The following is a 23,714-nucleotide window of genomic DNA, read 5'->3' as shown; positions in this document are numbered from 1 at the left end:
CGTTATATTATTTCTTTTATTTTCAAAGTGGCGTGAAAATTATCATTTTGTGGCAAACTGATACTCCATGGTTTCTCCGGCATGGAATACATGCGGGTACTGAATGCGGCTTTATTATTTATATAAAAAACAGCAATTGAGTTTTGAATCAGCACACGTAACTCAATTTTTTCATCCAGAGGAACATTTACCCATGATTCCGCATTCGCATGGTGAATAGATGCGAGTGGCGCATTAAAAAAGTAGACCTTACCTTTGCTCTTATTGAACACAACGTTAAGCTTGGCATCGCTTACTCTGTCGTCAGTCAGACCAAAACTCATCACCATTCCGGCAGAAGGGATATCTACAGTTGCACTTAACTCACCTCGTTTGGGCAGAGGTGGATACACAACAGACTGTAATGGACCAAACTGTGTGGCTGTTTTTATCATTTTATTGCTTGTTAAGCTGGTCACCGGACCGGGGTTATCATTAATGACCGTCTGAAGTTCCTGTGAAAGGATGCTGCTAAGCTGCCCCTGCTTATCTGCGATGAGCTCCTGAGCAACCAGATTTCCTGCCCAGTCAATATTGCCATTGTCACTGCTTCCTGCTTTGGTTGGGATCCAACCAAAAACAAACAGGCGATCGTTTTTAAGTACAAGTTTTCCTGCGTAAAACCCCGAGCCATCAACCACATAATTGTCCATCTTTCGCCACGGTCCATCCGGATTATCCGCAACCCGGTACTGGGTCAGGCGTAGTGGCCATTGGTCGCTAAAGCTGAGATACCAACGTCCGTTAAAGAAAACCAGCGTTGGGCATTCCAGGTTAGAGTTACTGGTAATCGTGTCATTATCAAAAAATACACCACGGTCTTCCCAGTTCTTTAAATCGGTTGAACTGTACCGGGCTATGACACCGCGCCCCTCGCTACGCGTGGTAATTAACATCCAGTACTCTTTCTTTTCTGCAACCCAAACAACATGAGGATCCCGGAAGTCATTACCGCGATAATTATCACCTGGCAGAATCGTATCCTGCGGGTGTTTTACCCAGTGAAGGCGATCTTTACTGGTCGCGTGCATAATGGACTCAACCGGGAACACATTTTCATTGTGCGCGGTATACCAGGCATGCCAGGTATTGCCGACTTTAATAATCGAGCCGGTTCCCAATAGCAGTTCAGGATCGTCAACGTCGTTAACGTAGGGAATCACTTCAGAATGGTTCTGGTAGTTATATAAATTGGTGCTCGATAATAAATGAATAGCATGTACGCCTAAATCGCTACCGCCGCGCACATCATTGAGATAAAAAATATCAAATTCACCATCGTTATAGACAGGCATTGGGTCACCAATAAATGATCCCTCCACCCGGGGAAAAAAATCATTAATATAGCGAATACTTTTATTGTGTAATGTTTCTTTAGAAGGCTGCGACCAGGCTGGCATATTGATAAACGAAAGTGCCAACAGAGCGGCAGATACCACTAATATTATTTTTTTCATGTTACACCTGAATATCAGAAGTTATAATTCACGCCAACCACGGTAAAGGGATTCCACGAATGGCCGCTAGAAGTCCAGAGCCCGTTTTCTTTCGTGAATTGTGCTTTGAACTCACCATATAATCTAACTTCACCAAAAACTGGATAACTAATTGTGCCACCAATGAATTTATAACGACCGTCATAGAAAACTTCTTTGCCATTGCTGGCGTTATCTATTTTGTCCTGACCGAAACCTAAATACAGGGAGGTTAACAGAGGATACCAGTTTCGCCAGAGTCCAGCCGTCACCTTCCATTCTTCTTCTACAATGTCGCCCCAGCTCTCACGTTCCTGACGGTTATAGTAATAATAAGGCCGCAAATACAGACCGAGATCGGGATTCACACGGTATTGAATGGCGGGTTCAATTTCAAAAATGTACTGCTCAAGATCGCCATTTCCCGGTTCGTTGCCCTGTGGCTGATATTCGCCATAGGCGTAACCGGCCAGGCTCCATTTGTTGGTTAGTCGCAGGTCTTGCCAGATTTTGTACCTGTTTTTCCAACGTTTAGTTGCTGTTTCCGAACCAACCATAACCTCCGTACCGATATTACCGCGCCAGGTTTCAAAAATATGGCCGACAAAAAACTCATTGATCGTATTTGTGCCTTTGTAATCCTGATTACTAAATTGTCCTTTATAGCTATCCTCGCGGGCATTCCAGAAGCCAAAGTACCAGTTTGGTAACTCATCATGTCTTAAAAAAGCCTGAATGGTGGCGAGTTTAAATTTCCCGCTATTTTTCTTATTATCACTCCAACGAACATCATCAATTTCTATCTGAGTGCTGATGTTTCCATGCAGGCCACCAGCCTCCATATTACGACCAATACTGTCCCAGTGAACAGGAGGATCTTCCTGTCTTAAACGCAACACGCTGACATCATCAGACTTATCTAAAGTATTACTCTTTTTCACCTCAGTTGTTTTATTTTCAGTTTCTCGATGCGAGGCTGTCGGCATCGACGAAGTTGCCAGTTTATTTTCTGCCCCTGTAGTAACAGGAGGAGCAGTGACGCGATTGGTCGATTGTTCACCTCCTTTTGTTGGCTGGCCAATATTCTCTTGTGGTGTATCATATTCATCAGAAAAATAGCTTTGATAACTACCGATATAGGTAGCTGGTTGTTCGGTATTATCCTCTGCAATAGCGGGAAATGCCGTAACTGACGTTATCATACAGGCCAGGATTTTTTGTTTTAAAACAAATTTTTTGATGTTTATCGCGGTAACGCGATAGTGAGGTATTAATATTTCATCCATTTCATTATCTCATTATTCCAGGCAATAACATGCCAGCCTAAGACTGGCAGAAATAAAAGCTCACTAGGTAAGAGGTAAGGCGAATCAGGACTAAATTATTACTCCAAAGACCAATATCCGGCTTCCTGTAATGAGGCAACACCATGATTCGCAAACAGCGAAAGATCGCGCTGCGCCGGATGAGGATAAATTCGGCTACTTAAGCATGCCTCACCCTCATTCACAAAAACCTCTACTGATGAGCGGTCGATAAAAATGCGTAATGACAGTACACCGTCTGCTGGCAACGAAATACTGCGAGTTCCTTCCAGCGAATATTCTGGATAACGACGCTCCACTATCAGACGTTGGGCCTGATTATCGACGTAAATTCTCAGCCCATCCCCTAATGACATACCAAACTGTTCCGCTGTAGAGGCGTTTAGATCCCATAGCAGTTGCACCTCGACCGCTTCGGCATCAGCCGTCATAAGGACTTTCTGATTCCGCAGGCAACAAGCAGGCGTTGGATAATAGCTGCCACGCAGCGCAGAGACTTCGTCAGCGGGTTTCATCCTCACCCGATGGTCGTCACCAAGGCTCAGTTCGCGCGGGAGAGACAGCATGCCTGCCCAACCGTCCTGCTGTTCGGGCATCGGTGATTCCCACATATCCAACCAACCAATAACAATGCGGCGATTATCCGGGGTCAGAAAGCTTTGCGGAGCATAAAAGTCGTGCCCATGGTCAAGCTCAATGAATTGTCCGTCATGGGTGAATTGTTGACCGGGCTGCCATTCCCCGAGTAAATAGCCACTCTGAAAAAGGTTGCGATGGTGATAACCTTTCGCCGCGATCCCTTGCGGAGAAAACATCAGGATCCGCTTCCCTCCCAGAGTAAAGAAATCAGGACATTCCCACATATAGCCCTTCCCCTCATCAGCCTCAGCGAATATCCCTTCGTCTTGCCATTTGCGGAGATCGGATGAACTATACAGACGCACTTGCCCCGTATTCTCTACACGGGAACCGACCACCATGTACCAGCATTCCCCTTCACGCCATACCTTCGGGTCACGAAAATGATGCAGTCCAGGGGGCGTATCAATCACCATCCCATGCCGCTCAAAATGGATACCGTCACGACTGGTGGCCAGACACTGCACCTGGTAGAGATTGTCGTCTGTGTCTGGCGAACCGTGAAATTTATGTCCGGTATAAATCAGCGCCAGCATATCGCCATCCACCACGGCGGAGCCGGAGAAACAGCCATCCACATCCGCCGGACCTTCTGGCGCCAGCGCGACTGGCAGATGCTCCCAGTGCACCAAATCTTTGCTGCGGGCATGTCCCCAGTGCATTGGCCCCCATTCAGGAGAATAAGGGTGATGTTGATAAAACGCGTGGTACCAACCGTCAAACCAAACCAGGCCGTTAGGGTCGTTCATCCAGCCTGCGCGAGCAGCGAGGTGATACCGTGGATACCATCGCGGATTAATACTGGATTGTGCTTTTTCAAGCGTCTGTTCGGCTTGTTCTAATAAGGATGTCATCGTCTTTACTCTCAGTACATTACACAGCATTTTGCTGCAGAAAGGATGGCTCAGATGAAGACTTATTTGAGCGCAAAAGGAAAATTGAAATGAACGTGGTGCAGAACACCATAATGCCCATGATTAGATAGGACTGGGCGAAGCCAAATTTCTCATAGCTAAAGCCTGCCAGCGGGGATAATACGGTGCCAATAATGGAACTGGTGCAGGCGAATCCCACCAGATAAATCGTGGAGGACAAACGCTTGTCAAAATTCAGACTGTTGTATTTAAAAATAGCGACTAACAATATTGGTAGTTCGACAGCGTGAAGTAATTTAGTAATGGAAATAAGTAGCGGTCCTTCCACCAGCCCGGAAGCGATCATACGCATCGCCATCACCATTCCGGCAAATATCAGACCATTTTTAGCGCCAATGCGATTAACCAACCAGGGCGCACAAAACATGCCTGCCGCCTCCAGAAAAACCTGGAAAGAGTTTAAATAGCCAAACATCTCGTTCCCTTCTCTTAATGACGGGAACTGTGAAGAGAAATAGACTGGGAATTGCTGATCGTAAACGCCGTAAATGCAGGTACCGACCACGAAGAATATCAACGCCCAGAAACGTGGCAGAGTAAGCAAATTCAGCGCATCTTCCAGAGAGACTTTTTTAGCGCCGATTTCGAGTTTTTCCATGCTTGCCGGAGCCGCGACTTTTAAACGGGCCAACAGACAGAAGAAGATAATCCCGGAGCAAGAGGCCACCAGGAAATTAAGGTCAGGGTTAATGTTAAACAGTAGCCCGGCAAAAAAGGTAGCCACAGCCCAGCCCAGAGACCCCCACATACGTGCCCGACCAAACTCAAAGGTACTCTGACGCGCAACGCGTTCGGTGTAGGACTCCAGAACGCCGATACCGCCGTTAAATGTCAGACCGATAAACAAACCGCCGAACACACTTCCCAGCAAAATATTAATACTCAGCAAATAGCTAAATAACAAATAAGCGGGTCCGGAGAGGATCAAAAGCGCTGTGATGCACCATAACAGATGTTTACGCAAGCCAAGACGGTCCTGAATAAAGCCATAACAAACCTGAGCAAACAGCGCGGAGACGGATAGCACGGAAAAGATAATTCCGGTTTCCGACGCCTTTAGTCCCACTTCCTGATGCAGCCAAATAGAGAGAAGTGAACTTGATGAGGACCAGGTCACAAAGAAAAAGAACAGCAGCGCGCTGAGCAGCAGATAGCTGCGAGAAGATCTTTTATTCATCTACGTAATCTCAGGGAAATGACATACCGAGATGGTAACGTTAACATTTTGCCTGTACACTTGATTTTGATGCGATAATCGATGTTAATCACAAAAGTTAACGTTAACATTTTCATGCTCGGATCAAGATCACATTTTTTATCGTCGCTTGCCATTCATTGGGATTCGATGTCTGGAATAAATATTTGTCTTTGTTCACAACCCGTTAATAGATGGATTGCGTACAATATCTGGATTGGGTAGTTAGTTTCTTTAATGGAAGACTATGGCATCTTTAAAAGATGTGGCCAGACTGGCCAATGTATCACTAATGACCGTGTCTCGGGTGCTGAACGATCCGAAACGTGTGAAGCCTGAAACCCTGTCCCGGGTACAGGAGGCTATTTTACAGCTAAATTACGTGCCGGACCTCTCTGCCCGGCAGGTTCGTCGTGTCGGTTCCAGAAATAAAACGATTGGCGTGCTCGCGTTGGATACTGTCACAACCCCTTTTTCAGTCGACATTACGTTGTCTATCGAGGAAACCGCGCGCGCCTACGGCTGGAATAGCTTCGTGGTTAACATGTTTGCCGATGATAATCCTGACGATATTGTCGATCTGCTGCTCGCACACCGACCCGGAGGGATCATTTTCACCACGATGGGATTGCGTGAGGTGAACGTCCCTTCCAGGCTACTGAAGCACCCTTGCGTTCTGGCCAACTGCGAGAACAAGGGAGAAGCAGTTGCCAGCTATATTCCCAATGATGAACAAGGGCAATATACGGCAGTGCAGGCGCTATTAGCAGCGGGATACCGTCGCCCTCTTTGCCTGCATTTACCTGTCAACCATCTGGCGACGCGACGCCGCCGTCAGGGGCTCGATCGCGCCTGCCGTGAAGCCAATATTAATCCTGACGCGCTCGAACACTGCTATATGCAATATGGAGATGAACACTATCGTGATATTCCGGACATTTTGCTGAGATATATTGATCGGGGGATGCCGCAATTTGATTCGGTAATTTGTGGCAATGACCGTATCGCATTTATGGTATATCAAACGCTGTTAACACAGGGGATTCGCATCCCACAGGACATTGCTGTTCTTGGGTATGATAATCTCGTTGGGATCGGAAATTTGTTCTTACCCCCGCTTTCCACAGTCCAGTTACCGCATTATGAGATTGGGCGTTTAAGTACGTTGCACATTATCAACGGCGACAGTCACCGGGAGAAAGTTCTGGTCGACAGTCCCTGGCTGTTACGCGAATCATTCTGAACATGCCAACAGGTTACCCCATCTACGCCACCACGACGGGAAAGCCACTGAGACTCCTGGCATCATGAATATGAGGGAAAGTATGTTTTCTTACATTATGTTAGGTACCAACAATCTCCCGCGCGCCATTCAGTTTTACGATCCGCTAATGGAACTGCTTGGGCAACCGCAGGCCGGGCGTAATGAAGAAGGGGCGTCGTGGGGAACATTCAACAGCAACCACACCGTTGGGCTGTGCATCGGCAGCCCCTTTGATCGACAACCTGCCAGCGTTGGTAATGGCACGATGGTGGCGCTGAATGCGCGTTCCGTCGAACATATTGAGCAGTTGCACACCCTCGCGCTCAGCCTGGGCGGCACAGATGAAGGCGCGCCGGGTCATAGGCCGCAGTATGGTCAGGGATTTTACAGCGCCTACGTACGCGATCCGGACGGCAACAAGCTCGCGTTTATCTATTACGCGAACGTAGCCTGAAGGAATCTTTATCCGGTAATTCTGTTATCGGCGTGAACTCGACAGGCTCAGAACCCAAAAGCAGTTCAAATCTTTACCCCGAGTCGAAAAAGCATGAGTGCGGCGTGAGAGGAGAAACGTCGTTTTCTTAAAGGTCGGAGGATGTAATGACTTGAAATGGTGCCGATAATAGGAGTCGAACCTACGACCTTCGCATTACGAATGCGCTGCTCTACCAACTGAGCTATATCGGCCCTGAAAAGGACATGTCCACGAATGTGAACACGGGGTAGAAGGTTAAAACTAACCGGGCGATGCGTCAATGGCCTTGTGAATCAAACGCCTATTTTTGCATCATCCGCTTTCAATTACGCACGAATCGTGTCAACACAAGAACGCTTGTACACGGTTGGTTATGACTATAGCCAACGACGAACCCGTTGCTCATATCGTTCCCATTCCGGCCCGAAATGTTTTCGCAACTGTTCTTCTTCAAAATCGATATGCAATCTGGCTATCACCAGCATAAATAATGGTACAGCCAGTATCCCGGCGAGGCTGCCGACGCAGAAAGCGAAGGCCAACTGGAGTCCGCTCATTCCAAGGTAAATAGGGTTGCGGCTCCAGGCGTAACATCCACCGGTAACAAGCGTGGTCGATTTATCTGCATGAAGCGGATTCAGCGTCGTGCGTTTCATTAGCATTTGCCACGCGGTATGCAGTATCACCCACAGACTGACGCTGGTCAGTAATGCGCTGATCACGATATTCACCGCACCGAATATGAAACGTGGACTCGCCGTCATCGCATCCGCTGCGAGGAAAAGTACTAAGATGAGTGGTGGCGGAAACCAGACTCTTAATTTTCGCAGGAAATGACGCATAACGACTGAACCGGCTTGATGAACGCTGATACCGCTATAAATACCCTGTAAAAAACACATAGACAAACGATGTTTCACTCACAACAGGCTATCGCCTTCACCAGGCAGACTCTGTAGTACTAACTTCGGCAAAAATACTGGCATCAGAGGCATACGCCCCTGATGTTCCCGTCAGGTTTCATGATGAGAAAGTGGAATCCGGCGCTGATTCAAATAGACCTACCGACTGCTTGTAAAAACGCATAAAATCATCAAACATCACTGGCGGTAAAAATTGATAACCCTGTAGGTAATCAACATTATTTTTTCCTAACCATTGCTGCTGATAACCATGTTCAACCCCCTCCGCCACCATACGTAATCCCAGGAGTCCAGAAAGGTGAATGATTGACTCGAGCATAGGGATATGTTGCTCAACATCTTTAATAGCCTTGATGAAAGTTTTATCAATTTTTATAACATCCAGGTCTAACTCATTGAGATAGCAAAGGTTAGCATATCCCGTCCCAAAATCATCTAAAGCAAACAAAACCCCTTTGTTTCGCAGCGATCGTATCAGCTCTTTGATGGCAGGAGTAATAGTGAGCGTCTGGTTTTCGGTTATTTCAATCATCAATTTAATCGGTAGCCTTTGTGTTATCTCCATAAAGTTAAGGCATTCCCAATAGAAAACGGGATTACTTAAACCTGATGGGCTGACATTAAAAGAGACAAATAGAGTTTTATTGATATCCTCACTTCCATCGACCAGATTACGCGCGACGGTAGTCATTAAATAGCTCGTTAACTCATTCATTAAGCCACTTTTTTCAGCCAGTGGTATAAACTCACGTTGAGAAATTGCATAGTTATGCCCATGTGGCCAGCGAGCTAAAACCTCAACACCACAGACATCTCCATTGATATTTACGATGGGTTGAAAATAAGGAATGATTTCTTCATTCCTTATTGCCATACTCAGTCGACCAGAATCTGAGATATCATATGCATCGCCGTATATTACATTCTCACCAGAATGACTGTTCGTCGGACAACCATCATGCAATAAATTATTTCTGGTTAAAAAAATGATAGTTTCATTAAAATGTGAAAAACCCAGACGAGCGGTAATTCGTTCCCGGTATCTATACACTGATTTAATGGTTAGCGAGTTAGCAATACAAAAATCGTGCAATTTTTCTTTTGTAAATGATGCATACAGCATTTCCTCCTCAAATTCAGACAAATGAAAAGTAAACATCGTTGAACCTTTAGTGACTTCCACAACCTCAATGGGTGCCATCAAATTGGCTCTTAGCTGAAAAATCAACTGTTCCGATAATTCCCGTCCATTAATGAAAGCATACTCTTCGTACCCTCGATTAACAGAACGCGTTTCATTCATTCGCAGAACAATACAGTTTATATTGATAAATTGTGTACTATTTCTTTGAAACCATTTCCTGACCAGAAACAATGGTAACCGATTATCGATAATCAGCAAACAGGATGGATACCGTGGAATAATTGACTGAGTACCAGAAATAAATGATCGCGCATCAACCAGCACCAGATTTGGCAACCACGCTTTTATTCCTGAGAAAAGGAAAATATCATAACTGAGAAGAAAAACCTTTTTCGTATTCATAGTTATCACCAACTTTAATTTATGGCATAGCAGGCCCCTCGTTTTATACACGAGAGCATGTACAACACCTTCAACCTCCAATAATTATAAGGCGGCGCGTGAGTTAACTTTTTCCATAAGTTATCTCATGCAGATTAGGAATTTATAATCACAACTGTCCATATGAGTATCCCCGTAAAATAGTAAGGCCTTTTAAAAATTGAAAAAGGAATATTCCTGATTCCTAAGCGGCACAAATAAAATCGCTCACGTTGACAGCAAGTAAAAATATAAAACCATAAAATCAAAAAACGACAACATATGTAACTAAAAAAATTATTCTGCCAGACAAACCATGAACACATGTCATAAATTTCTTATCCCATAACCATTTCCAGCGATATGGATCACATTTCATTAGAAAAAAAACTGGCTTAACATGAGCTACTCAGTAATATCATCAGGAACATTATCATTTAATTTTTTGACGATAGCCGCACGACGAATCTTTGATATCACGCTGCTTCAGGCTTTTCTGGTGCAATCACACTCAACCTGATCATTAATTATACACCCCATGCAATCTGACTCTTAAATACCGTAATATTGAGTACGTATGAAAAAATTTCATCTATTCTGAACTTATGACTGTATTTTATAAAGATACATACTAACGATTGAGTTTGAAGCACCCCTGCCCCACAGGTAAATATTTCTGCAAGGCAACTATAAATTTTCTGTTTTGTGTTTTTAGTTCACTACTATGCCAGGTCTCCCCGGGTAACACATAACGCATGATGGCTTCATCATCTGTTGAATGGCACCCCCGGTGTACGATGACCTTAAAAAAAGTATTCCCGGTGTTTTTCAGTGTCCCGTTTCTCTCATCAACCGAGTATGCCAGATTGATTTTTCTCGGACGAACAACCAGTATGGTATCCATGGCGATTACCGGGAGCGCCGCTCCGCCTTTCCCTTGATTGCGCTGGGTAAGCAGCGTTATCGGTATTTCGCGAAACAGAATTCGATAATAACGTTCCTTATCATCCTGTGGACCACGGTAGAAAATCTTAAAAAATTCGCTCGCCTGCGGTGCCAGTGAAAAATTCAGTGGTGTAAATAAAAGTTCGCCTTCGGCAATAGCGCTTCTGTTTTCACCACCTGGCCCCGGTTTATCAATTTTTACTGCGCTAATACTGTACAAATTCTGTTTCTGGCTATCGTTATAGATTCGTTTACTGATAAACGATTTATCCGATGGCATCTCATAAATAGTCGATTCCAGATAAACAGCCTGTACAGAGCATGCAGTCAGCGCAGACAGCAAGACCAATACCCATCTAAGTGCCAAATGGCAGCGATTCATGGTGTGACTCCCACCCAATTCGCCGTGACTTTTATCTCTCCACTGGCACTGACGACACCTTCCCAGTCCGCACCAGAAACGGTTAACAGCGAACGTGAATCATTCATTGGGAAAAGCAGTTTCAAATCAGTTGCATAATAGCTTCCATCATCGTTGTTATTTGCGTCCCAGGGCGTCTGTTGCCACTGCGCATCGCTCATGTTGATTGCCGCCTCACTACAGCTGTTTCGTTTCTGCACCACGCCCCCCGACTGACTGTTGTACTGAAGAAAGGCGGGAATTGGGACGGATAGCCCTCCTTGCGTAGAGGTAAACAGGCAATAAGGCACATTGTTTATCGTTGTACTATCCCCAATAACCTGGGCGGTAATGCTATCGGCCTGACGGGGTCCGGAGACAGTCACGGTGTAATCCATCTCAATCGGAGCGGCATCGCCAATCGTACCGCTGCCGCTTGCAGAAGTAGTATTATTCGCAGAGATAATACTGATCCCATACTCCTTCGGCACAATATTAAGCTGTAGTGAAGGTGTAAACTGGTAATATCCAGACTCTGGTGTTAATCCATTATAAAAACCAAAAGTAAACGGTTGACTATTAGTAATGCTGATTCCTGAATCGACGAGATTTTTCAGAAATGCTTTCGACAGAAAAATATAAATATATTCCCCAGACGTTGTGAAAACGTTGTAATACGCTGTTGAAGTACCATAGTTATACCAGTTTGAACCATTCCCGGAGTATTTCACCGTAGTCGAACCCGGCGTAAAACCAAGCATTGCTGTGTCAACATAAGCTCGAAACGTCAGAGAGGCGGTCAGATTAGCCGTTTGTTGCAGGTTATAACTTACCATCTTGCAAATCACACCATCGGTGCCGCCTACCACGCCAAGTTCACAATAACCAGAGTCTTTGGTGATGCTCGGCGTTCCATCGCTGGCGACCCACAACTCCTGAAATGCGTTGGTTGAAACTAAAGATAAATGGCCTCTTTTGTTTAATGTATAGGGTCTGATGTACCAATTACCACTACTCTGGTCTTTGCAACGTTGTCCAGCCGCATAATCATAGTCAATCGTTGTTCTGCAAAAATTGAGATTGTAGGTCTCTGAGCCACCGACTGACATATTGCGAAAATATTCATACGCCGAGTCAGTCAGCGATGCAAAACCATAGTATCCACCGGCAATCCCCGCTCCGGTTGCTTTGGTATGATAAAAACCAAATTGATCGGTTAGTTCTGCAGGTATGTAGCCAGATGCCGGACAATTAGCGCCAGTTGTGCAACGAATACCACGGAATGGTTCGCTGATTGGCGAATTATCAATCCACATATCCTTGTAGTATGTAGTATTAGCTACCCAACCAACGATACCAATGTATCCAAGGCTATCCTGGTCATTTCCATATTTTACCCAAGTATTCGAGCCGCTAATACGGGGATCGAGGGAAGAAGGAGTAATAAAATATTCGTTATCAACGTTGTTTTCTATAAATAAATAATTGTTGTTCACAGCCGCCTGAGTGGACGCAGAAAGCGCCCATGCCGAGGGGGATAACGCAACGAAGACACTCCCGAGAATAAGAGACAGAGATTTATTCATTATTAATACCTTATCGTTGTGCCATGGTGGTTTGCGTTGCACATTTCACCTCGCCAACCCACGCCGCGCCGCGTGCTTTTTCCAGATCAAGATCAGCTTCACATACGCTGCCATTGGCTGAAATTAACGTGATGACCGGATATTTTTTATCAATATCGATAGCAAACTCACCCTTTTCATCCGTGCGCGTTTTACCAATATGGTTATGAATATCGGTATTTGCAGCCAATTGCCCATCAGGGTAGCGAATACGCCCGAACACGGTGACCATGCTTTTAATTTCAGGGTTAATAACGCCAACGTTCCCCGGATAAAGCGTCAGTTCCTGTTTGCGTCCTGAAACAATATCGAAGCTGTCCTCAGAGTTCTTATCATTGAGGATCTCCAGCTTGTATTGAGCATAGGGCGGGAGTGCAATGAAATTGGATTTACCGCTGAGAAGATAATTACGATTATTAATCTTCGCAGCCAGTTTCCCCTCGCCGGTCAAATCTGTTTTCACGATGACACCAGACCGCTGCCTCTCTTTACTCAGACCGAAGTCTTTGCCAGCCCACGCCAGAGAGCCTTGAGAAGAGAAGTTCATATTGGTGGAGTTATCCGCGGAACGCGTTACCGATACGGTACCGGCGTTATATTTCGTGTCATAACTCAGATTGCCATTTATCGAATAATTGTTGTCGTAATATTGTTCACCACTCAGACGGGTTGACGCCGCCAGGCCGACCGATTTAATGGGACCTTCAGCATACTGCTTGCGCGCGCTGAGATTCCCCTGGGTGCTGCCATAGCGATCCCGGGAGACCCCCATGCTCAGCCAGGAAGCCAACGGCAACGATAAATCCAGGCTGACATAACGTTCCTGTCTCCCATCGTCATTTCGGTTGTTGTAGTAATAACGCTGGATCCCAGCACGCAGTCCAACCGAGGCATACCTGCCAGAATATAGAGTAGTGCTGTAATCAAGGTTACGGTATTTATTGCCGGAATAACGATTCTCCGTCTGACTCACGGTGAGCGAACCGCCATGAGGAATAAACTTTCCGAGGTTCAGCGTGCCGCCAATAGAATAATTGTCACGTTCCTGCACCGGCAGACGATCGCCAATTTTACTGTCTTCACGAGATGCCCAAAGAGAACCATACCCCTCAGGCACATTGAGATTAATGTTACTGATGTTTCGCCATGACGAATCGTTCGCTACCAGCGTCTGAGCGCCAATGCTGACGTATTCATTCACATTGAGTGTGACATCCGTTTCATTGACCGCATTGTTGTCAAAACCGTAGAGCGTGGATTTCAGGCCCAGTCCCGACAATACCGCCAGCGTTACCGATGCGGCCCCGCCGGCAATCCATGTCTGCTGGCTGCCCAAATCACGATAATGGTTACGCTTATAGCTCACCCGATCATAATCCAGTGAGCCGCCAAAAAATTGCCACGAGAGCTGATCAATTCCAGCAGCCTGCTGGCGGGCAAAGATTTTATTAACCCGGCTGATACGACTATTAATCGTCCGGCCATTGACCACGATATCCACCGTGACGTCATAAACTCCATACGGAAAACGACTGGTATCAATTTCATAGCTGCCCATATTAAAGTTCTGCACGCTGAGCAATCGCCCGTCACGAAAGACATGAACCTCGCCAGCTGCTGGCAAAAATACGGTAATCGGCGTGAGTGAAAGCGCGGTGTTTTCAACCACCGTATTTCCTTTGTTTCCGTAGCTCACGCCGTAAATTTTACCGCCATTCAACGCATTCAGGCTGGCAATAGACTGGACATTCCAGGTGTCAAGCATCCCGAGCGCCAGTCGATACCCGTTATAATCGCGCTCATACATCGCCCGATAGAGTTTACTGGTGCCATTGCTGTCGCCTATGCCGTAAAACGAACCGTTAATGTTGATGTGGTGTTCACGTAGCGATGTTGTATTGTCCATCGTCAGATAACTGCGGGTGCTACTGCCGTTACGATAGTCGTTGTAGTAAGTGCCGAAGTTATAATTCAGGATGTTGGAGAGCGTCTCTACGCTGGAAGGCCCGAGCAGACTGCTGCGTGCGACAATCGCTTCAGTTAACGCATCTTTGCTGACGATCATCTCCAGGTGAAATGAAGAGACATTGAGTTGCAGGCGCACATCATCTGACAGTTCAATATTCGTGTTGTCATGAAATTTCACATCACGAATTTTTTCCACCATCGCGCGGGTTTTCTCAGAGAGCACCGCATTATTGGGCAATTCAGCAAGCGACAGGGCTCTAACGGTAATATTGCCATCAACAAGCGCAATAACCGCATCGGCAATTTTTTGCTGACTTTTCTCGTCAGTCTCGTTGTAACGAATATATACCGGCACCGTCATTCCCTGCTCCAGTGAACGGGCGAAAGCGCTGGGAATAACGTAATTACCCACTTTTACTGGGGCTGCATGTGAAAATCCTGGTGTCAGCGCAAGAAAAAGACAAAAGCTACCGCCGACAATATTATTTGTTGTCATATGCATCCTTACATTCCGGTATTTTTATTTATCCCGTACAGATGGCTGCAATCGACCATCACTTCACTGTAATAAACTGTTTACCGTGCCAGATACCGATCCGTGAACGGCTATTGCTAATGTCGGTAAACTGTAATTTTATTTTCGTACCCGGCATAATGTAATAACGTTCGCGACAGCCTCGTCCCCGATCGCGGGCCTTATCCTTACATGCCCCATAGGCGATCACACGAAACGAAACATTGCCGGTATTGGTAATAACATCGCCATGTCGGCTATATTCAAAACGCTCCTTTCGCGGCGCCACCACCAAAATAGTGCCAATTTCAGCGGATGCTGTCGCAACAGCCATTTTATTGGCCCGGGTTTCTGCGCTCTCGGTGACCGGTTCATCAATCCATTGCAGACGATAATAACGCTCGACATCATCTGCAGGTCCTTTATAGAAGAAACGAAATACATCCTTCGCCTGACCAGGCAGAATAAGATTGGCAGGTGTAGAAAGTAACTCTCCAGAATTAACAGGCTTTATTTCGATACCACCCGCCAAAGGTGATGACAATTGTTTTACCGAAACACTGACATAACGTGCCGAATCTGTCGTATTGGCAATTTCTTTCGATAATGAACTCTCAGCAGAAGTCATTATCGATGTAATCTCACCGACATTAATTGCCCAACTGGAAAAAGATGTTACTAACCCTACCAACATTGCTGCCGGTAAATATTTTTTCATGACACCATTCCTGATAAATTCGGGAGAAAATATTCTCCCGAATCTTTATTGCTTAGGCAGACGGAGTCGTCCAGGTTGCATTGAACTGTACTTTTACATCGCCAGTCCAATAGCCGTCCGGCAGGGCAGAGTAATCCGTTACTGCCTGGGTACCATCAGAAGTCGCTGACGCGATGGTGAATTTGAAGTTGGATTGATCGCTGACACGAGCAGCACCATTATAAGCGCCATCAGCCATCAGGCTTTCAAGACCAGAAGTCGAGCTGGAGTTGACCAGGACGGTATCTGATGAATTAGTCAGCGGGGTGCCATTCCATGCCACCCCGACGTTCAGGGTAGAAGCATCGCCACTGGCGTTAGTCAGAGTATTGCTAACAATCTGAGCAGTCAGTTCAAAATCAGTGGCGGTCTCCTGGCCTTGAATGGTCACATCAAATGCGCCATCCTGGGAGTTGAAGCCATTCAGACCTTCCGCATACTGAAAGGTTAAAGAATTCAGCGGGGTGACAACCAACATGCTGGAGGTATCTTTTGTTGCCGTCGCATCCCACGAGGCTGTTGCAGAAGCAGTAACATCCGCCATTGCATTTGCCGCAACAAATACAGAAGCCAGAGAGGTCACTAATAATAATTTTTTCATTTTATCTTCTCCTAAGAACAAACTCACCACCGAGTCTTATTATTAAGTCACTCCAGCGGTTCCATTATTGCGAGCCAGAATTGCCGCGCCCAAAAATTATCATTTGAATTAAGTAACATCTCAACAAACCCTGAAACGCAGAAATTATAAAAGACTAAGAATTTTCCCACAAAAAAAGACCTCTAAGAAGTTTCCTAAGAGATATTTACTCAAAACAAGCCTCGCTCCAGAATTATCACCCAAACAAATAAGTCACAGCAAACAATTCATCTTTTTTATGTTTTTGATATTTATCAAAAATGTCATACAAATAAATTCACACCAAAATCCTTACAAAACATAAAGATAATCAAAACATCCATATTTCATCCAGAATGCTTATTCTTTGTTGCAATTTTGCTAAAATTTATCCTTCACAAGAAAATTCTCATAAAACTTTCGTTTGAAGGGGAATATTCTTATAAACAAAGCACAAGTCTGGAGGATTAATATTCGAATTGATAATTATTTCACACAAGTAATACCAGGAATTTTCCATTTAAAAAGAATATTCCTGGTATTACCAGATAAAAATCATGTGCATAAAGGAGAGAATTAGATGAAGCTTTTCAAACCAAGGTAACTATTAAGTGTTACCGTACGTACCCGATGTATGGTAATCAAATCCTGTTGTTCGAGTGATTTTAATGAGCGGCTGACGGTCTCAATTTTAAGGTCGAGATAACTGGCAATTTCTTCCCGGGAAAAAGGCAATCGAAGCGTCGTTTCCGGTCTGCCAATGCGCAAATGCATCTCGTAAAACTCCACCAGGAAAGCGGCGATTCTGGCCTCCGCGTGCTTATTCGCATAACGCCGCAATTTCTCCACAATGAACCCATTATCTCTGCACAGAAACTTGATGACTGCTGCGGCCACTGAAGGATCCTTCTCTGCGACCTTGAACAACCGCGCGATGTCGATATGGCAAACTTCCGCAGTCGTTGCAGCCCTGATGGTGGTCAGATACGTTCTCCCTTCGACTGCATCCAGCGCCATGATATCCCCCGGAACATAAAAGCGGCTGATCAAAACGTTATCGCCACATTCCACGCTGGACTTGCAATACCCCTCATGAATCACAAAAAGCATCTCAGCGGTTTCATCCTGCCGAGCGAGAATCTCACCTGCTTTAAACTTCCTTCTTTTGTCTATTAACCTGTACTCATTATCACGATCAATCACCGATCCCTTTGGACACAGCGAACAATGGCGGGGTGGAAACGGATTGCCGAGCGGCACAACAGGAATGCTAAGTTTGTGAATATCCGATTTCACGCAACAACTCCTCATAAAAATGAGACTGATTCTAATAGAACGGGCGTTAGGAACAATACGTGAACCGCAGACCAGGAAAATTCATTCCAGACAGGGAAAATTCTGTGCTAGCTCACTTTTCTGGCACAAACGAGAATATGAATAAATATAGTCTGCTGCGGATGATTAAAAACGCAGAGCTGAAACGAACGCAGGTATGGCAAAGAAGGTTAAAACAAACCGGGCGATGCATTACTGGCCTTGCGAATCAAACGCCTGTTTTGCATCACCCGGTTTCAATTACGCGCGAATGGTGTCGTCGCCGAAGCCAATCCACTTATATGTGGTCAGTGCTTCAAGCCCCATTGGGCCACGCGCGTGCAGTTTTTGCGTACTCACCGCCACTTCAGCCCCCAGTCCAAACTGGGCGCCATCGGTAAAACGGGTGGAAGCATTCACGTACACGGCAGAAGAATCAACTTCATTCACGAAACGGTTGGCGTTGCTGAGCGTGCGCGTCAGGATAGCGTCTGAGTGCTGGGTGCCGTGTTCACGAATGTGCGCGATAGCACCATCCATATTTTCGACCACCACAACGTTCAGATCCAAAGACAGAAACTCGTTATCCAGCTCTTCCGGTTTCAGCGGCACCAGTTTGGCCGGGCCATGCAGTACCTGCATCACGATTTCGTCGCCGTGCAGCGTAACACCGCTTTCCGCCATCTTTTGGCTTAACGCAGGCAGGAAACGCTCAGCGATATCCTGATGCACCAGCAAGGTCTCCACGGTATTACAGGTGCTCGGACGCTGGGTTTTGGCGTTGACGATAATCTTCAGCGCTGGAGCGATTTCAGCAGAATCATCCACATAAATATGACACACGCCTATGCCGCCGGTGATGACCGGGATAGTCGACTGCTCACGACACAGCTTGTGCAGGCCCGCGCCACCGCGTGGGATCAGCATATCGATGTACTTATCCATACGCAGCATTTCAGTGACCAGCGCGCGATCCGGGTTGTCGATCGACTGCACCGCTGCTGCGGGTAAACCGCAGGCTTCCAGCGCCTTTTGGATCACCGCCACGGTCGCCGCGTTAGTCCGGTAAGTCTCTTTCCCGCCGCGCAGGATCGCCGCATTACCAGTTTTCAGGCACAGGGAGGCAACATCAACGGTAACGTTAGGACGCGCTTCATAAATCACTCCAATCACGCCCAGCGGGACGCGACGGCGCTCGAGACGCAGGCCGCTATCCAGCAGGCCCCCGTCAATCACCTGCCCGACCGGGTCAGCAAGATTACACACCTGACGCACATCATCAGCAATCGCTTTCAGGCGCGCAGGGGTCAGTGCCAGGCGGTCGAGCATCGCTTCGCTCAGACCATTTTCACGCGCCTGTTCTACATCCTGCTTGTTAGCGCTAAGGATACTTTCCATTTGCGCTTCCAGCTCATCGGCTATTTTTTCCAGCACGCGATTTTTTTCGCGGCTGGAGAGCAGCGCCAGCTTGTATGACGCAGCTTTGGCAGCAATGCCCATTTGTTCCAGCATATGCCTGTTCCTTAACGGGTAATCATGTCGTCGCGATGGACAGCAACCGGGCCGTATTCATAGCCAAGGATGGTGTCAATCTGCTGTGAGTGGTGTCCGGCAATACGGCGAAGCGCGTCGCTGTTATAGCGGGTCACGCCGTGGGCGATATCGCGCCCTTCGAGATTGCAGATACGAATCACTTCACCACGAGAAAAGTTGCCTGTCACGCTTTTAATGCCTTTTGGCAGTAATGAACTGCCGCGTTCCAGGATCGCAGCGGTAGCCCCCTCATCGACGGTAATTTCCCCGGCAGGCGGCGCGCCGAAAATCCAGCGTTTACGGTTCTCCAGCGGAGAGGCCTGAGCATGAAAACGCGTCCCAACGGAAACGCCTTCCATCACATCACCAATCACGCCCGGCTTGCTGCCCGCGGCAATAATAGTGTCGATTCCGGCGCGGCACGCGACATCTGCGGCCTGCAATTTAGTGCCCATACCGCCCGTTCCCAGGCCAGAAACGCTGTCGCCGGCAATGGCGCGCAGCGCATCATCAATACCGTGAACGTCTTTAATCAGCTCCGCCTGCGGGTTGGTGCGCGGATCGGCAGTGAAAAGTCCCTGCTGATCGGTCAGCAACAGTAGCTTATCGGCTCCGGCCAGAATTGCCGCCAGCGCCGAGAGATTGTCATTATCGCCGACTTTAATTTCGGCGGTCGCCACCGCGTCATTCTCATTGATGACAGGAACGATGTTGTTATCCAGCAGCGCGCGTAAAGTATCGCGGGCATTAAGGAAGCGCTCACGGTCTTCCATATCCGCACGTGTCAGCAGCATCTGCCCGATATGGATACCGTAAATAGAGAACAGCTGTTCCCACAGTTGAATCAATCGGCTCTGCCCTACCGCCGCCAACAGCTGTTTCGAGGCTATCGTCGCCGGGAGCTCAGGGTAACCAAGATGCTCACGCCCGGCGGCGATCGCGCCTGAGGTAACGATAACAATACGATGCCCTGCGGCATGGAGCTGCGCGCACTGGCGAACCAGTTCTACGATATGGGCGCGGTTCAGGCGGCGCGATCCGCCCGTTAACACACTGGTGCCAAGTTTTACCACCAGCGTCTGGCTGTCACTCATGATTCTCTGCCATTCAAAATTGGGGAAAATGATATCAAACGAACGTTTTAGCAGGACTGGCCCCGGTTGCCAACAGCCAGCGCACAAAGCATGAAATTTTATTGCGCAGGATCAGCAAGCGTAGCGGCAGATTTTGACGCATTGATTACAGAAACATAAAAACACTCTTTTTTAAAAATATTCTTACTTTGTCATAAAACGTTCATTGCCAGACGTTAAAAACCTTCCTGTCTTTTAACGGGGATCACACCCAGTGAATATTAGCGCGTACTTTTAATCAGGAATGAAAATGAAAAAGAGCACTCTGGCATTAGTGGTGATGGGGATTGTGGCGTCGGCATCCGTACAGGCAGCTGAAGTGTATAACAAGAACGGCAATAAACTGGATCTGTATGGCAAAGTGAAAGCCATGCATTACATGACGGATTATGACAGCAAGGACGGCGACCAAAGCTATATCCGTTTAGGTTTTAAGGGCGAAACGCAAATTAATGATGAACTGACGGGTTACGGTCGCTGGGAAGCAGAGTTCGCTGGCAATAAAGCTGAAAGTGATTCCAACCAGCAAAAAACACGTCTGGCCTTTGCCGGTCTGAAATTAAAAAATCTTGGCTCGTTTGATTATGGTCGTAACCTGGGCGCACTGTACGATGTAGAAGCATGGACCGATATGTTCCCGGAGTTCGGCGGCGATTCATCTGCGCAGACCGATAACTTTATGACCAAACGCGCCAGCGGCCTGGCGACTTACCGTAACACCGATTTCTTCGGCGTCGTGGATGGCCTGGATCTGACCCTGCAATATCAGGGTAAAAACCAGGACCGCGATGTGAAAAAACAGAACGGCGATGGTTTTGGTACATCCGTTACCTATGACTTTGGCGGTAGCGATTTCGCCGTAAGCGGCGCTTATACCAACTCCGATCGTACCAATCAGCAGAATCTGCAAACTCGCGGTACAGGCGATAAAGCAGAAGCCTGGGCAACGGGTTTAAAATATGATGCTAACGATATCTATATTGCGACGTTCTATTCTGAAACGCGCAATATGACGCCGATTTCCGGCGGCTTCGCCAATAAAACACAGAACTTCGAAGCGGTTGTTCAGTACCAATTTGACTTTGGTCTGCGTCCGTCACTGGGTTATGTGCTGTCAAAAGGTAAAGATATTGAAGGCGTCGGCAATGAAGATCTGGTGAATTATATCGACGTTGGCGCTACGTATTATTTCAACAAAAATATGTCCGCGTTTGTCGATTATAAAATCAACCAGCTGGATAGCGACAATAAACTGGGTATCAACGATGATGATATCGTTGCCGTCGGTATGGTTTATCAGTTCTGATTTAGGATAAAAAATGCCGGATGGGGTTGCGCCGCCATCCGGCATTTTACTGTTCATTATGCGGTTAATTTAACCGGCTCATCCTTAAAATCGTCAGCAGGCTCCAGCGCCAGATTCAGCGACGTTAACAATCCACGTAATTTTTCATGAAACTCACGTAAGGTGTATTCCAGTCGCTCTACCACTTCAGTCTCTTTCACCGGCACCGCCGTCCAGTTGCCATCTTTATCAAACAAACCAAACTGATAGCTGTAGGTAAAGCGTTTTTCCTGCGCCTCAAGCTCCATCCACCAGCCCCAGAACTCACGTTTCTCAGGGGCGGGTTTCACGTTGACGCAAACAGCCAAACAATCGAAAAAAAAGCGATTGTCTTCGCACTGCCCTTCCCGGATGTACGGGCCAAGCGCGGTGAATTTCTTGATCAATCTACTTTTCGGATGCCCACTCGGTAACGTCATTACGATCTCCTTAGGTGAAGCTCCTGTTTTACCAAATCGATAAAATTTAGCAAACTTTTAACACAATCTCTGATTGATCCACTTGGTTATTTCTTGCAGTCCTTTGTCAAAATTGCGATACACCGGGTTGAATGGAATCTCCAGCAGCTTACCGTCAGAAGATGACGAGGTGATTAAACGCGACTCCTCTTCCGGGCTAAACGGATCATTTTTCCAGAACCCCGACAGCATTGGCGTCGGGCAGCGTCGACCGAGCAGTCCCTGCACTTTTAATGAATAGCGATTAAGCTCAACGCGCAGCGCTTCATCGGAAGCGTCATGCATCCCCAGGCGGCTGGCCAGAACGTCAAGATACATTTCCGGGACGCTTGCCTGACGCTGCGGGTCACTCAACAGCGCATGTACAACCGGTCCCAGGCAGGCCACCGCCTTCAGCCGTGACGACTCCAGATACGCCAGGCGTACCGCCACATTAGCGCCAAAACGGAAACCGAAGGCCGCCACGCGGGTGTGATCCACCCACGGGACATTAGGCAGCGCCTTTAATACATGCTGATGTAGCAGGCTGGAATCCTGAGTCAGTTTCCATTTTGATGAGAATCCGACCGACGGCATATCCAGCGTCAACATGGCAATACCGCGCGGAGCAAAGTAGCGCTCATACAGGGTGTAGTAGTCCGTTTGCATGGAATCGAGACCGCCGCACATCAGTACCGTCGGGAACGGACCATCGCCTTTTGGCATATGCAGGAAGCCGGTTATCGGCGCGCCGCCAGCGACCGCGAATTCCATCTCACGCAGCGTGCCCGGCAGCCGTTGAGCGGCTTCTTCATAGGCGCGATTGGCCAGAGCCTGCGCCTGCTCTGCCAGCTCATCGCCTTTCAGGTGCGGATAAGCGGCAATGTTGTACAGCGTAGAGGCATGCAGCCAGTGGCGCCCGCTCACCTGTGGATCCTCCTCCATAGACGCTTTCTGTTGCCATTCCATCGCCTGCTTTGCCCACTCATAGATCCAGTTCCCGCCACGATAACCAATGACCGTGTCGTAGAGCTCTTTATCCGTGCGTTCGGCTTCGCTCATCACGATACGCGCCTGTACTTCGAGGATTTCACGCGGATCGATGCCGCGCCAGATCCACATCAGGCGATTCACCATGCGATACCAGTGTGGGATTGTTTTGCCATCCAGGGCAGATTGTACGGACGGCTGCGCGCCGTGATTAAAACGACGAACCAGCGTAGACGTTTCAGGGTGTTTGAAGCGGGGTTTGAACAGGACTTCGCTGAGGTTAGCTTGTGACATTCTTGC

At 47.2% G+C, this 23,714-nt stretch carries 19 protein-coding genes and 1 tRNA gene; 3 read left to right on the top strand and 17 right to left on the bottom strand.

Features of this window, described 5'->3' with window-relative positions; translation table 11 throughout:
* Positions 1 to 2: 2 nt before the first annotated feature.
* The 4 genes from FDW92_RS17080 to FDW92_RS17065 all read right to left on the bottom strand — a co-directional run bounded on the left by FDW92_RS17080 (position 3) and on the right by FDW92_RS17065 (position 5,590).
* A complete protein-coding gene (locus FDW92_RS17080; RefSeq protein WP_042310353.1) occupies positions 3 to 1,496 on the bottom strand; it encodes a glycoside hydrolase family 32 protein in 1,494 nt (497 codons plus the stop codon).
* Positions 1,497 to 1,510: 14 nt separating this feature from the next.
* Positions 1,511 to 2,800: an OmpG porin family protein gene (locus FDW92_RS17075; protein ID WP_042310355.1), complete on the bottom strand. Its 1,290-nt coding sequence runs from the start codon at positions 2,798 to 2,800 to the stop codon at positions 1,511 to 1,513.
* 98 nt (positions 2,801 to 2,898) lie between these two features.
* Positions 2,899 to 4,332, bottom strand: coding sequence for a glycoside hydrolase family 32 protein (locus tag FDW92_RS17070; RefSeq protein WP_042310357.1), 1,434 nt, complete (start codon positions 4,330 to 4,332; stop codon positions 2,899 to 2,901).
* 19 nt (positions 4,333 to 4,351) lie between these two features.
* Entirely contained in the window at positions 4,352 to 5,590 is a 1,239-nt protein-coding gene (locus FDW92_RS17065) for an MFS transporter (RefSeq protein WP_042310359.1), read from the bottom strand.
* A gap of 265 nt (positions 5,591 to 5,855) precedes the next feature.
* On the opposite strand from FDW92_RS17065, the gene FDW92_RS17060 reads away from it, so the two are divergent.
* The gene (locus FDW92_RS17060; RefSeq protein WP_042310361.1) at positions 5,856 to 6,851 is read left to right on the top strand and encodes a LacI family DNA-binding transcriptional regulator; all 996 of its coding nucleotides are present in this window, start codon (positions 5,856 to 5,858) and stop codon (positions 6,849 to 6,851) included.
* A gap of 82 nt (positions 6,852 to 6,933) precedes the next feature.
* Positions 6,934 to 7,326, top strand: a complete 393-nt coding sequence (locus FDW92_RS17055; RefSeq protein ID WP_042310362.1) for a VOC family protein — start codon at positions 6,934 to 6,936, stop codon at positions 7,324 to 7,326.
* 157 nt (positions 7,327 to 7,483) lie between these two features.
* Here the strand turns inward: FDW92_RS17055 and FDW92_RS17050 are convergent.
* The 11 genes from FDW92_RS17050 to proB form a co-directional block, all read right to left on the bottom strand.
* Positions 7,484 to 7,559, bottom strand: a tRNA-Thr gene (locus FDW92_RS17050).
* A gap of 165 nt (positions 7,560 to 7,724) precedes the next feature.
* Positions 7,725 to 8,069 carry an isoprenylcysteine carboxylmethyltransferase family protein gene (locus FDW92_RS17045; RefSeq protein ID WP_249357193.1) on the bottom strand — a complete coding sequence of 115 codons (345 nt, stop codon included), beginning with the start codon at positions 8,067 to 8,069 and terminating at the stop codon, positions 7,725 to 7,727.
* Positions 8,070 to 8,367: 298 nt separating this feature from the next.
* On the bottom strand, positions 8,368 to 9,816 hold the full coding sequence (locus FDW92_RS17040) for an EAL domain-containing protein (RefSeq protein ID WP_042310364.1): 1,449 nt from the start codon (positions 9,814 to 9,816) through the stop codon (positions 8,368 to 8,370).
* A 649-nt stretch (positions 9,817 to 10,465) separates the two neighbouring features.
* Positions 10,466 to 11,161, bottom strand: coding sequence for a fimbria/pilus periplasmic chaperone (locus tag FDW92_RS17035; protein ID WP_042310367.1), 696 nt, complete (start codon positions 11,159 to 11,161; stop codon positions 10,466 to 10,468).
* The gene (locus FDW92_RS17030; protein ID WP_042310368.1) at positions 11,158 to 12,765 is read right to left on the bottom strand and encodes a hypothetical protein; all 1,608 of its coding nucleotides are present in this window, start codon (positions 12,763 to 12,765) and stop codon (positions 11,158 to 11,160) included. Before FDW92_RS17030 ends, FDW92_RS17035 begins: the two co-directional genes overlap by 4 nt.
* A 10-nt stretch (positions 12,766 to 12,775) precedes the next feature.
* Positions 12,776 to 15,268 carry a CS1-pili formation C-terminal domain-containing protein gene (locus FDW92_RS17025; protein WP_042310526.1) on the bottom strand — a complete coding sequence of 831 codons (2,493 nt, stop codon included), beginning with the start codon at positions 15,266 to 15,268 and terminating at the stop codon, positions 12,776 to 12,778.
* Between the two features lie 58 nt (positions 15,269 to 15,326).
* Positions 15,327 to 16,004 carry a hypothetical protein gene (locus tag FDW92_RS17020; RefSeq protein WP_042310371.1) on the bottom strand — a complete coding sequence of 226 codons (678 nt, stop codon included), beginning with the start codon at positions 16,002 to 16,004 and terminating at the stop codon, positions 15,327 to 15,329.
* A 52-nt stretch (positions 16,005 to 16,056) separates the two neighbouring features.
* Entirely contained in the window at positions 16,057 to 16,644 is a 588-nt protein-coding gene (locus FDW92_RS17015; protein ID WP_042310373.1) for a common pilus major fimbrillin subunit EcpA, read from the bottom strand.
* 594 nt (positions 16,645 to 17,238) lie between these two features.
* Positions 17,239 to 17,958, bottom strand: a complete 720-nt coding sequence (locus tag FDW92_RS17010) for a Crp/Fnr family transcriptional regulator (protein ID WP_042310374.1) — start codon at positions 17,956 to 17,958, stop codon at positions 17,239 to 17,241.
* A gap of 279 nt (positions 17,959 to 18,237) precedes the next feature.
* Positions 18,238 to 19,488, bottom strand: coding sequence for a glutamate-5-semialdehyde dehydrogenase (gene proA / locus FDW92_RS17005; RefSeq protein ID WP_042310376.1), 1,251 nt, complete (start codon positions 19,486 to 19,488; stop codon positions 18,238 to 18,240).
* 11 nt (positions 19,489 to 19,499) lie between these two features.
* Positions 19,500 to 20,603: a glutamate 5-kinase gene (gene proB / locus FDW92_RS17000; protein WP_003031373.1), complete on the bottom strand. Its 1,104-nt coding sequence runs from the start codon at positions 20,601 to 20,603 to the stop codon at positions 19,500 to 19,502.
* Between the two features lie 289 nt (positions 20,604 to 20,892).
* On the opposite strand from proB, the gene phoE reads away from it, so the two are divergent.
* A complete protein-coding gene (gene phoE, locus FDW92_RS16995; RefSeq protein WP_042310379.1) occupies positions 20,893 to 21,948 on the top strand; it encodes a phosphoporin PhoE in 1,056 nt (351 codons plus the stop codon).
* A 56-nt stretch (positions 21,949 to 22,004) separates the two neighbouring features.
* Here the strand turns inward: phoE and crl are convergent, their stop codons facing one another.
* Both crl and frsA read right to left on the bottom strand, forming a co-directional pair.
* The gene (gene crl, locus FDW92_RS16990) at positions 22,005 to 22,406 is read right to left on the bottom strand and encodes a sigma factor-binding protein Crl (RefSeq protein ID WP_042310381.1); all 402 of its coding nucleotides are present in this window, start codon (positions 22,404 to 22,406) and stop codon (positions 22,005 to 22,007) included.
* A gap of 57 nt (positions 22,407 to 22,463) precedes the next feature.
* Complete coding sequence (gene frsA, locus FDW92_RS16985; protein ID WP_042310383.1) at positions 22,464 to 23,708, bottom strand: esterase FrsA; 1,245 nt, start codon at positions 23,706 to 23,708, stop codon at positions 22,464 to 22,466.
* Positions 23,709 to 23,714: the final 6 nt, after the last annotated feature.

The sequence above is a fragment of the Citrobacter sp. wls706 genome (assembly GCF_005281305.1).
GTDB classification, from domain to species: Bacteria; Pseudomonadota; Gammaproteobacteria; order Enterobacterales; family Enterobacteriaceae; genus Citrobacter; species Citrobacter werkmanii.
Note: the sequence above shows the minus strand (reverse complement) of the source record. Positions and strands in the feature narration are given on the sequence as shown.

What these genes read in the sequence shown, in the direction of transcription:
- FDW92_RS17020 (WP_042310371.1), bottom strand. Translation starts at nt 16,004, where the DNA reads ATGAAAAAATATTTACCGGCAGCAATGTTGGTAGGGTTAGTAACATCT.
- crl (WP_042310381.1), bottom strand. Translation starts at nt 22,406, where the DNA reads ATGACGTTACCGAGTGGGCATCCGAAAAGTAGATTGATCAAGAAATTC.
- FDW92_RS17080 (WP_042310353.1), bottom strand. Translation starts at nt 1,496, where the DNA reads ATGAAAAAAATAATATTAGTGGTATCTGCCGCTCTGTTGGCACTTTCG.
- FDW92_RS17030 (WP_042310368.1), bottom strand. Translation starts at nt 12,765, where the DNA reads ATGAATAAATCTCTGTCTCTTATTCTCGGGAGTGTCTTCGTTGCGTTA.
- FDW92_RS17035 (WP_042310367.1), bottom strand. Translation starts at nt 11,161, where the DNA reads ATGAATCGCTGCCATTTGGCACTTAGATGGGTATTGGTCTTGCTGTCT.
- FDW92_RS17025 (WP_042310526.1), bottom strand. Translation starts at nt 15,268, where the DNA reads ATGACAACAAATAATATTGTCGGCGGTAGCTTTTGTCTTTTTCTTGCG.
- FDW92_RS17040 (WP_042310364.1), bottom strand. Translation starts at nt 9,816, where the DNA reads ATGAATACGAAAAAGGTTTTTCTTCTCAGTTATGATATTTTCCTTTTC.
- FDW92_RS17055 (WP_042310362.1), top strand. Translation starts at nt 6,934, where the DNA reads ATGTTTTCTTACATTATGTTAGGTACCAACAATCTCCCGCGCGCCATT.
- proA (WP_042310376.1), bottom strand. Translation starts at nt 19,488, where the DNA reads ATGCTGGAACAAATGGGCATTGCTGCCAAAGCTGCGTCATACAAGCTG.
- proB (WP_003031373.1), bottom strand. Translation starts at nt 20,603, where the DNA reads ATGAGTGACAGCCAGACGCTGGTGGTAAAACTTGGCACCAGTGTGTTA.
- frsA (WP_042310383.1), bottom strand. Translation starts at nt 23,708, where the DNA reads ATGTCACAAGCTAACCTCAGCGAAGTCCTGTTCAAACCCCGCTTCAAA.
- FDW92_RS17065 (WP_042310359.1), bottom strand. Translation starts at nt 5,590, where the DNA reads ATGAATAAAAGATCTTCTCGCAGCTATCTGCTGCTCAGCGCGCTGCTG.
- FDW92_RS17075 (WP_042310355.1), bottom strand. Translation starts at nt 2,800, where the DNA reads ATGGATGAAATATTAATACCTCACTATCGCGTTACCGCGATAAACATC.
- FDW92_RS17015 (WP_042310373.1), bottom strand. Translation starts at nt 16,644, where the DNA reads ATGAAAAAATTATTATTAGTGACCTCTCTGGCTTCTGTATTTGTTGCG.
- FDW92_RS17070 (WP_042310357.1), bottom strand. Translation starts at nt 4,332, where the DNA reads ATGACATCCTTATTAGAACAAGCCGAACAGACGCTTGAAAAAGCACAA.
- phoE (WP_042310379.1), top strand. Translation starts at nt 20,893, where the DNA reads ATGAAAAAGAGCACTCTGGCATTAGTGGTGATGGGGATTGTGGCGTCG.
- FDW92_RS17060 (WP_042310361.1), top strand. Translation starts at nt 5,856, where the DNA reads ATGGCATCTTTAAAAGATGTGGCCAGACTGGCCAATGTATCACTAATG.